The sequence below is a fragment of the Pseudomonas sp. PGPR N4 genome (genome assembly GCF_059693665.1).
The window spans coordinates 921009-933854 of sequence record NZ_JCAUKV010000001.1 but is presented as its reverse complement, the minus strand read 5'-3'; the positions used below and the strand labels follow the sequence as shown (position 1 = coordinate 933854).

The following is a 12846-nucleotide window of genomic DNA, read 5'->3' as shown; positions in this document are numbered from 1 at the left end:
CGCTTTGGACACGCCCGTTCTGCATGCTGGCATTCTTATGGCCCAGTCCCGCGAAATGCCGTGCGTTTCGCCAAGGCTTGAGTACAATCAGCGGCTTTTCCGGGCCCTCCCTGCGCCCGATGCCGGAACCCCCATGCTAATCGGTAGTTATTCCCCCGCGCTGGTGTTGATCTCACTGTGCGTGGCTATTCTTGCGTCCTATACCGCTCTGGACCTGACCGGGCGCATTGCCACGGCCAAGGGGCGTGCCGTTCATCTGTGGATGTGCGGCGGGGCGCTGGCGATGGGCAGCGGGGTCTGGTCGATGCATTTCATCGGTATGCTCGCCTTCAGCCTGCCGATCGACCTGGGCTACGACCTGACTCTGACACTGGTGTCGTTGCTGATCGCGGTGCTGTCCTCAGGTTTTGCCCTGTGGTTGATCAACCAACCCAGCCTGCCTCTGCTGCAACTGGCCTGCGGCGCGTTGATCATGGGCACCGGCATCAGCAGCATGCATTACATGGGCATGGCCGCGATGCGCATGCAACCAGGGATCGATTACGATCCTCAATTGTTCAGCGCTTCACTGGCGATTGCGGTATGTGCATCCGCAGCAGCGCTGTGGATCGCTTTCCGCCTGCGCCGGCAGACCCCTTACGTGCGGCAAATCCGCGGCGCTGCGGCCGTGCTGATGGGCATTGCGATCGTTGGCATGCACTACACCGGCATGGCCGCGGCAAGCTTTCCTGAGGGCAGTTACTGCGGCGCGCTTGGCACAGGCCTGAAAGGCGATGGTCTGGTCTACCTGGTACTGATCACCACCCTCGCCGTAATTGCAGTGGCCTTGCTCACGTCGGTGCTGGATGCACGCCTGATTGCGCGGACTACCGAACTCGCCCGCTCGCTGACGCTGGCCAACCAGGAGCTGACCCAGCTGACCCTGCACGATATCCTCACCGGCCTGCCCAATCGCACGCTGTTGGCTGACCGCATCGAGCAGGCCATCGGCAAGGCGAGCGAGCAGGGCACCTGCTTTGCCCTGATGTTCATCGACCTGGACGGGTTTAAGCCAGTCAACGATGCCTTCGGCCATCATGTCGGCGACCAGTTGCTCAAGGCCGTGGCCGAGCGCCTGCGTGGCCACTTGCACAGCCAGGACACGCTGGCGCGCATCGGTGGCGATGAGTTTGTGCTGCTGGTCGAGCTGCAAGAGCCGGGTGACGCAATGGGCGTCGCAATCAAGCAGGTGAACCTGGTGTCGCGGCCGTATCGAGTGGCGGAACACGACCTGCAGTTGACTGCCAGTATTGGTATCGTGCTTTATCCAGGCAACGGCATGGATCAGCACGAGCTGCTGCGCAACGCCGATGCGGCGATGTACCACGCCAAAAACGCTGGCAAGAACGGCTACAGCTTTTTCGACGTCTCGATGAACAGCGATGCACGCCAGCAGTTGCAGTTGCTGCAGGACTTGCGTGTCGCGCTGCAACAGGGCCAGTTCCGCCTGCATTACCAGCCCAAGTTCGACGCCGTCCGGCGGGTGCCGATCGGTGCCGAAGCCTTGCTGCGCTGGGAGCATCCGCAACATGGCCTGCTGTACCCGGACCGCTTCATCAGCCTGGCCGAGAAAACCGGGCTGATCATTCCAATCGGTGAATGGGTGCTTGGCGAAGCCTGTCGGCAGATGCGTCAATGGCTCGAGCAGGGGCATAAAGACTGGCGCATCGCGGTAAATCTGTCGGCCATCCAGTTTTGCTACGCCGGTCTGGTCGACGGGGTTGCCCAGGCATTGCAGCGCAATCAGCTGCCCGCCAACAACCTGACCCTGGAGATCACCGAGACCACCGCCATGCGTGACGCGGATGCCAGCCTGCTGGTATTGCAGAGGCTGTCCGATATGGGCGTGGATATTTCCATCGACGATTTCGGTACCGGCTACTCGAGCCTGATGTACCTCAAACGTCTGCCGGCCAATGAGCTGAAGATCGATCGCGGCTTCGTCCGCGACCTGGAGCATGACAGCGACGATGCAGCGATCGTCTCGGCAATTGTGGCTCTAGGCCAGGCGCTGGGCCTGCGTATCGTTGCCGAGGGTGTCGAGACCGACAGTCAGCAGGATTTTCTCACCCGTCTGGGCTGTGACTCGTTGCAGGGTTATCTTATGGGCCGACCGGTGCCGGCAGAGCAATTCATGGCAGGGCTCGCGCCGCGCGAAGCGCCTCAGGTCAGCTAGACCGCAGTGCGCAGGACAAAGGAGGGGATGAAAGCGGCCATTGCATCTTCGACAGCTTCAATGATGCGCTCGACATCGCTGGCGGCCATGATCGCGCTGCAGGGGATACCGGCGATGGCCAGCACGGTTTCGCCCGACTCGCGATCGAACAGGCGCACAATCATGCTGCGCGGGGCATCCATGCTGGCTTCAAAGCCCAAAGGATGGAAGTGCCAGCGCATCACCTGGCAAGCATTGGGAAACGTCATCTTGTTCATGCTTGCCTCCTCGACCTTGTGTAGGAAAGGGTTGAGTGTTGCGCTGTCAATTGGCGCCAAGGACTGTAACCTTAGCACCTGAGGCGGTAGTTTCTCGTACAAAAGATGACATTTATACCAGTGCTTGACCTCGGTCACGGCTAGCGCATTGAGGCAAACGTTTTCGTCGGCATATTCAGCCCAACAAGCCCGCAGCGATATTGATGGTGATCCCCAGAATCGCCGTATTGAAGACAAAACCCACCAGAGATTGCGCCAGAACCACCCGGCGGATACCGCGGTCGGCAACGCCGACGTCGGAGGTCTGGACGGCCACGCTGAGGGTGAAAGCGAAGTAGTGGAAGTCCCAGTAGTCCGGGTTGCGCTCGCCATCGGCAAAGCGCAGGGGCGGTTCTGGCAGTGCCGAGGTGTAGAACAGTCGCGCGTAATGCAGGCTGAAGATGCAGCCGATCAGCAGCCAGGAGCCGGCTACGGTCAGCCCGGTGTACAGGTAGTGCACCGTCAACTCGCTACCGTGCAGGTCTTGCCTGGCTGCCAGTTGCAGCACCACTGCAGCCAGGCTGGCAATTGCCGCCAGGCAGACCGCGAACAGCACCAGGCCGGCATTCTCGTCTTCGATCTGCGCGACCTGGCGAACCTTGGCCGGTGTGGCCCGCCAGCTGAGCCACAGCACCAGCAGCACATACAGCCAGACACCCAGGTTCCAGCCGGCCAGCAGGTGCTGGATCAGGGTTTCGGCCGGAATCAACCAGCCGCCAACCAGCCCGGCAAGGGTGGCGATCGTCAGGCGAGGGTGAGAGCGGGTCAGACGGTGCAGTGCCATAGGGCCTCGCTGGCAGGGGCGGTGAGCTTTACTTTAGCGCTTTGGGCTGGCGCGGTGCATAACATCGCAAGCGTCGGTGCACACGGGCACTTGCTGGTCAGCAACGGCGTGGTGTTTCCGGTACCATCAGGGCAGCTCGAAGGGCCAAACCTGTTGCATATCAAGATGATGGCATTGATTGCAGCTTGAAGTTCAAGGAATAGGATTCATGTTTTGACCGATTCTCTGCAAAAACCCCTGTTGCAGTATCTCGCCCGGCTGGCGCCTTCCAGTCAGCTGACCATGCGCTACATTCTGCAGGACGCCGCCGACCGGCTCGGCTTCATCGACTGTGATATCGCCGACGTGCCCTGGCACCGGCTTGAGCCTGGGCACATCATCGCCCTGGTCGCGGCGCTGCGCACAGACGGTTACGCGCCCAATACCTCTTCGCTGTACGTCAATGCCGTGCGTGGGGTGATGAACGAAGCCTGGCGCCAGGGCTTGATAGGGCATGAACAGCTGCTGCGCATGCGTGAGGTCAAACCGGCGACCGGCAGCCGGCTGCCGCCCGGGCGCAATCTGCGGCGCAGCCTGATTCGTGAACTGATGGATGCCTGCGCCGCCGACTCGCGGCCGCAAGGTGTGCGGGACGCTGCGATCATTGCACTGCTGTACGGCACCGGCATGCGCAAGTCCGAGTCGGTGGATATCAACCTGGCGCAGGTCGATTTCACCGAGCGCAGTTTGCAGGTAGTGGGCAAGGGCAACCGGCAGTTGGTCAAGTACGCACCGGCCTGGGCGTTCGAAAAACTCCAGGCGTGGCTGGACTTGCGCCGTGAGCAGCTACCTGTCGGCGAAGCCGATGATGAGTTCCTGTTCAATCGCATCCGCCGCGGCAACCACATCACCCGCGCGCGCATCACCAAGCATGCGATCTATTACATCGCTCGCCAGCGCGGCGCGCAGGTCGGGGTCAAGATAATGCCGCATGATTTTCGCCGGGCGTTCATTACCCGGGTCATTGAAGAGCATGATCTGTCGATTGCGCAGAAGCTGGCCCACCATGCCAATATCCAGACCACAGCGGCCTACGACCGCCGCGATGACAACGAGCGGCGCAGGGCGGTGGATCGGTTCGACTACTGAGGCGCTTGGCTATGCAGGTCAGGCGACGTCGATCAGCACGATTTCGCTGTCTTCCAGCGCCGTCACGGTCAGCACCGGCTCCTGCTCGATGGCCAGACCATCACGCGTCTCCACCCGCACGCCGTTGACTTCGATACTGCCTTTGGCGGGTACCAGATAGCCCCGGCGGCCTTCATCGAAGCTGTAGCGTGCGGTTTCACCGGCCCTTAAGGTGGCGGCTACCAATCTTGCGTCGGCACGGATCTGCAAACTCTGCTCGTCGCCGCTGCGACCGCTGGCCAGGGTCACAAAGCCTTCACCGCGTTCGCCTTTGGGAAACGGGCGAACGTCCCAGGCCGGTGCTGCGCCAACACGTTCAGGGATGATCCAGATCTGAAAAATCCGCGTGTCGACCTTCTCCAGGTTGTACTCGCTGTGGACGATGCCGCTGCCAGCACTCATGACCTGCACATCGCCGGCCTCGGTACGGCCCTTGTTACCCAAGCTGTCCTCGTGGCTGATCGCCCCTTCACGGACGTAGGTGATGATCTCCATGTCCCGATGCGGATGCGGCGGGAAGCCGCTGCCGGCGGCGATCAGATCGTCATTCCAGACCCGCAGGTTGCCCCAGTGCATGCGCGTTGGGTCGTAGTATTCAGCGAATGAAAAATGATGATGAGCATCGAGCCAGCCGTGATTGGCGTGGCCCAGGCTGGCAAAAGGTCTTAGGTGCAGCATGGCAGTCGGCTCCCTGAATAGCGTTGGATGGACGCCATGATGCAGCTAAAAAGAATCGAATATAAGCGTAAATAACGGCTCAAAACCATCGTCTTAGCCGATGTATAGAGCTGCAGTCAATTATGCGATTCATCGGCTAATAGGCTGATGTGCAAGCAATTGCTGGCGATTTTTACGCGTTGCAGCCACCATAAGCCGATGTATTGATCGCACTGGAGTGACCGTGTCGCACGAGCTTCCCCAAAGCCCCGCCCAACTGATTCCACCTGCCCAGTTGCCTTGGTTGCGCCGTTTGGCCGCACGACTGTTGGGCCGAGGCTTGAGCCGGCTGCAAGCGCAGCACCGCGACTCGTGGTTTCTCGGCCACGCCACCGGGCAGCGCAGTGGCCATGTCGATGGCTTGCGCGAGGGCTTTGAGCAGGGCCGCGCCGAGGGTTATGAAGCCGGCCGGCAGGTACTGGTGATTCGTGATACCCGTCCAGAGCAGGGCGCAGGCCCCGGGCAAGACAACAACCTGTTCGACGACTGGCGTTTGCCGGTCACTGCTGAACTGAAAAAGCGTTTCAAGGCTGATGTTGCCCAGCGTCTGCCCGCAGCTGCGCAGCCCAGCGCCGCGCAGTGGAAGCTGATCTTCAGCGACACACCGTCGACCTGTGTGGTGGCGGGCGCAGGCGCTGGCAAGTCGACTTCGCTGGTCTTGCGCATCTTGTTGTTGCGCCACTACCTGGGCTACGAGCTGGATGCGATGACCGTGGTGACCTTTACCCGCGAGTCACGGCTGGATTTCATCAAGCGTCTGCAGCAGGTCTTCGACCACTGGCAGATCAGCTTGGCGCCCGCTGCAGCCCGTGAGCTGGTGCGTACTTTTCATTCGCGTATCCTGCCGCTGGTGCGCAGCCTGCCGGGCTTTGGCCAGCTCCGCGCATTCGAGAACCTGGGCAACGACAACGAGGGTCTGAGCGAAGCCGATAGCAACCCATTCGATCTGCGCCTCAATGATGCCCAGCGCCAGCAACTGAACAGCTGCTACAGCGACCTGCTTGGGGGCAGTCCGCGCTTTGCCGAGCTGATCTCAGCTCTGCGTCGCGAGGCCTTGCAGCTCAAGCCGTTGGACCCGGATCACCCGGATGTGCAAAAGCGCGCGCAAGTGACCCAACTGGCTGCTCAGCGCGATGAAGAACTGTGTGATGTGATTGAGGATCTGTGGTTCGGCGCGGGCGCCTGGCCGATCAAGGGCATCGAGCCTTGCCGCGAAACGGTGCAGATCCGCGGTAGCCAGTTTCACGTGCACGGCCGCCTGGCTGGGCAGGACGCCCTGGTGGTACTTGGCTTTGATCCAAGCGAAAGCGCCCAGTACCAGCGTCCCGGGGCCAAGCTTACCGTCCGTGCAGAATGGGCGGTGAAGCGCACCCTGTTTCAAGCATTCTGCGATAAGCCACTGATCTGGCTGGATAACTATGCGAGCGCCAAGCGCTTGGCTGCCACTTTGGCAGGTGATGCGGTGGCTGGTCCGGGCTTTGAGTACAAGGTCAATGGCGAGCTTGCCCCGGCGCCTTTGCTCGATGCATTTGTCAGCGCCGCCGCCTTTATCGAGAACCTCGGCCTGGATGTCAGCGCCGCTGTGAGCGCCATGAGTTTCCCTCCTGGCGATAACGATGCGGTGTTTTTCGAGGCGCTGGCTTTGTTCTGGAAAGCGCTGGAGTCACATCTGTTGGCGCAGTCTCCACCGGTGATGAGCTACAACCGCATGTTCGCCTTGTTTGGCGAGAACAACCCAGAAAATCTGCGGCTGTTGCCCGATCCATTGCTGCGCCCGTTGGCGCACCTGATGATTGACGAGTTTCAGGATGTCTCGCCACAGATCGTCAGCTGGTTGCGAGCCAGCCTCGCGGAGATTCGACGGCGCGGCCCAGCCATGCATGTCGCACGCAACGCCCAGCATGCATCACTGATGTGTGTGGGTGATGATTGGCAGTCGATCTACGGCTGGCGAGGCAGTTCGCCCAAGTACTTCATCGAATTCAGCAAGACGTTCCCGTCGCCGGCGAACACGCGGGTGATGCTTATCGACAATTACCGCAGTCAGCAGCACGTGATCGATGCGGCAGAGCACATGGTCAAGGGCACCGCGGCGATCGCCGGTAAGAAAGCCCGGGCCAGTGGCCCCGCGGCAAGCCTGCCATTGTCGCCGGTCAAGGTGCTTGAGCGGGATGAGGCTGCGCTTGGTCAGACGGTGATCGAGCACTATAAACGCGGCGAATCAGTGATGATACTGTTTCGAAAAAGCAGCGATAAGCTTCTGATTTCAGAGCATATAAAAGAAGTATGCGCGATGGATGCGAGTGTGCCGGCAGCGCAACGTCGACTGCGTCAGCTGACCTACCACAGCGCCAAGGGGCTGCAGGCCGATACGGTATTCATGCTCGGGGACTGTCAGTACCTGACCAGCTCTCCATACAAGAATCAGGTCTATCGTCTGGCTGGGCTAGGCCGCGCCGGTGATGCGCAGGCATTTGACACGGCGCAGAAGGAAGAGGTGCAGCGGCTTGCCTATGTCGCCATGACCCGAGCGGTCAGACACTGCTATTGGCATGTCGAAGCGGCCCGCAGCGAAACCGCAAAACTGCCGCGGGCGGCTACCCAGGTAGATGGCCGGCAGGCCTTCTTCGAAGACCTGCGCGGCAGTTAGCAGCGTCAGGCGGTGGTGCTTTCCAGGCTCCGGGTAATGCTCTCGAACAAACCTTGCTCAACGGCTTTCTGCTCCAGTAGCAGTGCATCGATCGCGGTTTGATACTGAGCCGAGTTCAGCGGGATCCTCAGCAGATTGCCGCTTGTGTCCAGCAAGGATAGGCCCAGCGCCGTCTGCAATGTATTGATGACCGATGCCGAGAGCTGGGTGACCGGCTCGTTGCTTTCGTCCAGGCAGTAGTCGATGTAGTCGAGCCCGGCACGCCAGTAGTCGGTCAACGCCAGGAACTGATCAGCGTTTTGCCGGCGCACGCTATGTTCCCACGCTGGTTGCTCCAGCAACCAGCTGTGCCGGGCCTGAGTGTCCAGATCAAGGCGGCGGACTTCGTTGGCTACGTTGCTGCGGATTTGCGCGTTGAGCATCGCTATCTGTTCGTACAGCATGCCGCTGCTCGGTTCCGGATAGTCGAGAACGGGCGCCAGTTGCTGACGCAAGGCCAGGCGAATCTCGATGTCGTCGATCAGCCCTGCATGCAGCTCCAAGTCCGGTGCGGCGTTGACGTCGTCGAGCGGGTCCAGCGCTGGCAGGTTGACCTCGTCACCGGTGAGGTCGGCTTCTTGCAGCGCGGCCTTGCGCAAGGTGCGACGCAGCGCGATGCGGTCGGCCAGCGCGTCGACCTGAGCACGCCTGAACAACTTGCGGTAGAGCTGCAACTGAGTTGCCAGAGGGCTTTCACTGCGGCTGGCAAGGTGAGTGAGTACTTCGATTTCCAGTGCACTGAAGCCATCCGTGCCGGCATCCCCACACGTTGGCGGGAACGCCTGGGCGACCTCGTCGAGCGATTGACGCAGCGCGCTGTCTGCCGCAGCTTGCTCGAGCAATGCCCAGACGCGCTTGGCCAGCGCCTCAGGCTGACGACGCGCTTCGGCAGACTGCACCAGTCGTTCCAGCACCCCGGACAGTTCAGTGTTCTCGCCATGCTCGAAGAGTGAGATCCAGAGTTGCTCCTGTGCCGGCGTGGCATTGCCTCGCCAGAACATTTGCCACTGCGCCACCTCTGCCTCGTGCTCGTAGGCGTTGACACCGATGTTCAGCAAGCGCAAGCGTGTCTCTGCCTCCAGGTTGTTATAGTTGAAACGCCAGATTCGCCCCGGCAAGCCCGCACCCAGGTCTCGAGCGTACGGCGTGCGCATCACCGCCGCGAGGTCCGGTACGGTGTGGATCCGATTGAATGACAGTTCCAGCTGGCGCAGCTGGTACTGTGGCTGGCTCATGAGGGTGGTCAAGCCCGGTGGCCAGGCCTGCAACTGACAGTGGCCCAGCGACAATTGATTCAAACGTGCCATGTAGCTCAAGTCAGGCGGCACACCCAGCGGGTTGAAGTCCAGATGCAGGGCCTGCAGGTTGATCAGGTTCTGGAAGGCCTCGGCCAATGCCTGATCGAGGACGATGCGGTTGTTGCTCAGTCTCAGTGCGTCGAGCCGCAGGGTGGCCAGAAAGGTCATCTGGGCATGATCCAGAGTGAGCTGGTTATAACCCAGATCGAGAATGCGCAGGCGACGCATGGCCCCCAGAACTTGATGTGCAGTGGTAGAGAGTTCACTCAGGGCGCAGCCGGAAATCTTCAGCTGGATCAGATCCGGAGCCCCACGCAGCGCGGTAAAAATCGCTTCGCCGGGCAGTTGCGGATGGCTAATCAAGGTCAGTTTTTCCAGCTTCGGGAAGTTTGCAAAGAAATCGGCGTGAAGTCGTTGCAACTGCAGACCGTCGATTTTCAACGAGCGAATGTGCGGGAAACGCGCGGTCAGTACCGGCAGCTCGGCCAGGCGAATGTGTTCAAGTGTCAACGTGTCGCGCTCGGCACCACCTTCACGGCGCCAGGAACGTTTCAACACCTCGGCGCAGTGCTGGCGCTCGTCACGTTCAAGGATGTCCGCTGCGGCATTGGTCCATCGTGCCAGTTCATGGTGCAGGGTCCGCTGCTCGGTTTGCAGCTGCTGAATGGCTGCTGCGAGGTTGTCGCCCTGGGCTAGTTCGGCTTGTAACTGGTTGATTTGGCTGCTGTCCAGCTCTGGGTATAGGGCTTGCAGTCGTCGTGCTGGAGTGGTTCCGCGCGGTCGTGGTACACCGCGACCACTGAGGGGATAGCCGATCCGCCCGTCTGCCAGGCGCAGTGGTGAACGCACGCGCGAGGGTAGCGGCTGTTGCCCGATCAGCTTGGCAGCCTGGGCACGGTCAGCTGCTGCCGCGCTGAACAGCTGCATGCCACGCAGTTCAGGTTGGCGGGCTTGCAGACCCTCGATCAACAGGCTGGTGTCGGTGTTGGCGAGAAACGGGCGATACAGGCCAAGAATCGCCCGATCGAGGCGCGCGCGTGCCTGCATCAGGCGTGCCTCCTCAAGCACACGCAGCGGAATACGCCCCGATTGAGCATTCATCTGCTGGCGTTCGACGCTGCTGGCGTGTGCTTCGATTTCTTCTGCAGCCACTCGGGGCAGGCCGGCAAATTGTCCGCGCAGGCGCGTGACCGCGATCGTGGCTGGTGCCTGAGAACCGGGGTAAAGTTTGTCGAACACGTCCTGACGGTTGGCTTCGAGGTTGTCGGCCAACTGGTTCTGCAAGGCTTGCGCGCGCTCTGTTTCGGTCACGCTGGCGTCACTCAGGACGCTGGCATCTTCCATCTGCGACAGAACGACCTCGGCCAGCTCGCCGTTTTCCAGTTCACTGCGGCTGATCTGGATCACCACTTCACCCAAGGCTTGCGTCTGGGCTCTGTAGAAGGTCGACGCACCCCAGCGTTCGCTGCCTTCGAAGACCTGAATGACATGATCCTGCGGCCAGCGGTGTAGCTGCACCAGCTCGGGCAGGGCGAAGTTGTAAGAGGCCGCCAGAGGGCGGGCGTTGCGTACGCTATCAATGATCTCGCTGACTTGTCGATCGGCTTCAAGGCGGGCCAGGGCATCTTCGAGCAGTGACGGCATCTTCTCGCCTGCCACATGCACGCGTTGCAGCACGCCGTCGTCAAGCCCCGTGCTGCGCCAGGCGCTGTCGAGGTCGGACGCACTCAATGATTCAGCCAAGCGGCCAAGCCGACGCAGCAACGTCGGGCGATCCCACTCCAGTGGCGATTCGTGGGCCAGCCGCCAGGCTCTGCCGGCGCTACGCTCGAGCGCCGGTGAATATGCCTGGCGATTCTGCGGATGCAGTACCCGCCAGGCATCGTCCGCAGCTTGCTCCGTTTGATAAAGTGCTTGATCGATGCGTACGTAGGTCCGCCCGTCGAGGTGATACAGTCCCGCTTGATCGGGTGCCTGCAAGGCAGATATCTGGATGTCGCTGGCGTAGCCGGACAGGCTCGCATGCCAGAGTCGTTCTTCATCGCCCACGCGGATACTCTGCATTGCGTCGATAAAGCCGGAGGCCTTGAGGACAGCGCCACCGCCGCCGATTGCGCCGACGACCGCAATATTGAGCAGGACCGATTCCAGCTGCGCGATGGCCTCGGCGTTGTCGCCGTCTTCCCAGGCACTGATGCCCTGGAAAACACTGCCCATGATCTGCGCTGCGCCCAGCGTAAGCATGAGCGGGTTTAGCACCGGGATGAAGAAGGCGGCTACGTTAAGTATCGTCATGCCCATGTCCAACCAGTGGAGCAGTTGTTTCTCGCGCACGTTGGCGTCGATGTCGGCAGTGGGCACGGCAATGCTGCGCGCATCGCTCTTGAGCCTGGCCACGTGCCTCGCTTCGAGGGTTGACCAGGGTTGGCTGGGCAACGGCGTGAAGACGATATCCAGATGAACCGATCGCCGTGGGACCAGCGCCTGCCCGTCGTGGTCCTCGCTGTTCTCGTACAGTGCCCGCATGAGTTTGACCTTTAGCTGCGATTGCTGGCTCTGAGGGACAAAAGCGAGCAAACGCTTGCGCACCTGCGGGTCGAGCAGTGCCTGCTTGAAGGCAGTGAAACTGTCTGCGATCGATGCATATTCCCTGATCTGGTCTGTTGTCCCGGGGATGTACAGTATGGCCGGGCCGCCCTCGGCACTTCCCGCCCGAGAGATGAACATGACTTCGTGGATCGGTACGCCCAGCAGCAGGATCTGCGAGCATTGCAGTGCTTGGTCGGCGCTGGCGTTGTCAGCACTCAGCGCGTGCGCTGCGGCGGCGTTCTGACTGCTCAGCAGGCCTTTGAGCGAGGCAATGCGTGCCTGCAGTCGAAACTCGTCGCGGCGCGCCTTGATCGCGGCATCGCGGATCTGGCTGGCCTGCGTGCCGTCATAGACACTGCTCAAGTGATCTTGAAACTTCTGGCCCAGATCCAGCGCCCGGCAGTGCCCGATGAAGTCGGCAAGGCTCAGTTCCGGCAGGCCAGTGATCTGCTCTGCGCTGCTCTGCAGCCGGCTCAGGCGCGTGGTGTCTTCAGGCCCTTCAAAGTTGTGCAGGGCGGCTTCAAGCAAACTGCGCAGTTGTGGTTGACCTTTGGCAATCACCGGCAACGGCGTGGTTGGCACGCTCGGCCCACCCGGCGGGACGGTCGGTTGCTCGACCTGCGTGGCTTGATAGACATACTGTGCCTGGTCAACCGAAGTGCTGAGCGCAAGCCGCTCTTGCAGTAGCGGGCGGCAGAAGGTACTGATGCCCTTGAGCGGACTCAGCAACGCTTTCAGCATCTGCTGGCTGCGGTCGCGCTCAGCAACTGCCCGGCGAATGGCATCCTGCTCGATGGGCAGGGCCTTGGCGTACCACGGGTAAGGTACGCCCGTGGAATCCAGATAGTCCTTGCGTGCGCGGGTGAGCACCTGTTTGACATGGTCAGGGTGCAGCTCCTTGCTCCAGGCGGGCAGGCTACGGACGATTTGCGCGTGATGAAACGGGTGGTTGCTCATGGTCGCACTCCTGTCGAATTGGAGCGCCATCGAACCCTACGGCAGATCGGCCCTGGCGGTATATAACGCTGTTCAGGCGCGACATCTGTAGCCGGCTGGCGATCCCGGCAAAGGCGATTATGCTTGAACTTACC

At 61.2% G+C, this 12846-nt stretch carries 7 protein-coding genes; 3 read left to right on the top strand and 4 right to left on the bottom strand.

What is annotated here, in order from left to right; translation table 11 throughout:
- Positions 1 to 133: 133 nt before the first annotated feature.
- Positions 134 to 2215 (top strand): putative bifunctional diguanylate cyclase/phosphodiesterase, encoded by a 2082-nt coding sequence (locus AC58X1_RS04130; protein ID WP_259073479.1) that lies wholly within the window; start codon positions 134 to 136, stop codon positions 2213 to 2215.
- Here the strand turns inward: AC58X1_RS04130 and AC58X1_RS04125 are convergent.
- Positions 2212 to 2472, bottom strand: coding sequence for a DUF1652 domain-containing protein (locus tag AC58X1_RS04125; protein WP_220633693.1), 261 nt, complete (start codon positions 2470 to 2472; stop codon positions 2212 to 2214). The two genes, AC58X1_RS04130 and AC58X1_RS04125, sit on opposite strands and share 4 nt — an antisense overlap.
- A gap of 175 nt (positions 2473 to 2647) precedes the next feature.
- Positions 2648 to 3295, bottom strand: a complete 648-nt coding sequence (locus tag AC58X1_RS04120) for a DUF1345 domain-containing protein (RefSeq protein WP_150569150.1) — start codon at positions 3293 to 3295, stop codon at positions 2648 to 2650.
- A gap of 213 nt (positions 3296 to 3508) precedes the next feature.
- Between AC58X1_RS04120 and AC58X1_RS04115 the strand changes: the two genes are divergently transcribed.
- Positions 3509 to 4423 (top strand): site-specific integrase, encoded by a 915-nt coding sequence (locus AC58X1_RS04115; protein WP_497428397.1) that lies wholly within the window; start codon positions 3509 to 3511, stop codon positions 4421 to 4423.
- An 18-nt stretch (positions 4424 to 4441) separates the two neighbouring features.
- Here AC58X1_RS04115 and AC58X1_RS04110 read toward each other — a convergent pair whose 3' ends face one another.
- Positions 4442 to 5140 (bottom strand): pirin family protein, encoded by a 699-nt coding sequence (locus tag AC58X1_RS04110; protein ID WP_150569152.1) that lies wholly within the window; start codon positions 5138 to 5140, stop codon positions 4442 to 4444.
- A gap of 223 nt (positions 5141 to 5363) precedes the next feature.
- On the opposite strand from AC58X1_RS04110, the gene AC58X1_RS04105 reads away from it, so the two are divergent.
- The gene (locus AC58X1_RS04105; RefSeq protein ID WP_497428396.1) at positions 5364 to 7829 is read left to right on the top strand and encodes a UvrD-helicase domain-containing protein; all 2466 of its coding nucleotides are present in this window, start codon (positions 5364 to 5366) and stop codon (positions 7827 to 7829) included.
- A gap of 5 nt (positions 7830 to 7834) precedes the next feature.
- Here AC58X1_RS04105 and AC58X1_RS04100 read toward each other — a convergent pair whose 3' ends face one another.
- A complete protein-coding gene (locus AC58X1_RS04100; RefSeq protein WP_497428395.1) occupies positions 7835 to 12712 on the bottom strand; it encodes an NEL-type E3 ubiquitin ligase domain-containing protein in 4878 nt (1625 codons plus the stop codon).
- Between the last annotated feature and the right edge of the window lie 134 nt (positions 12713 to 12846).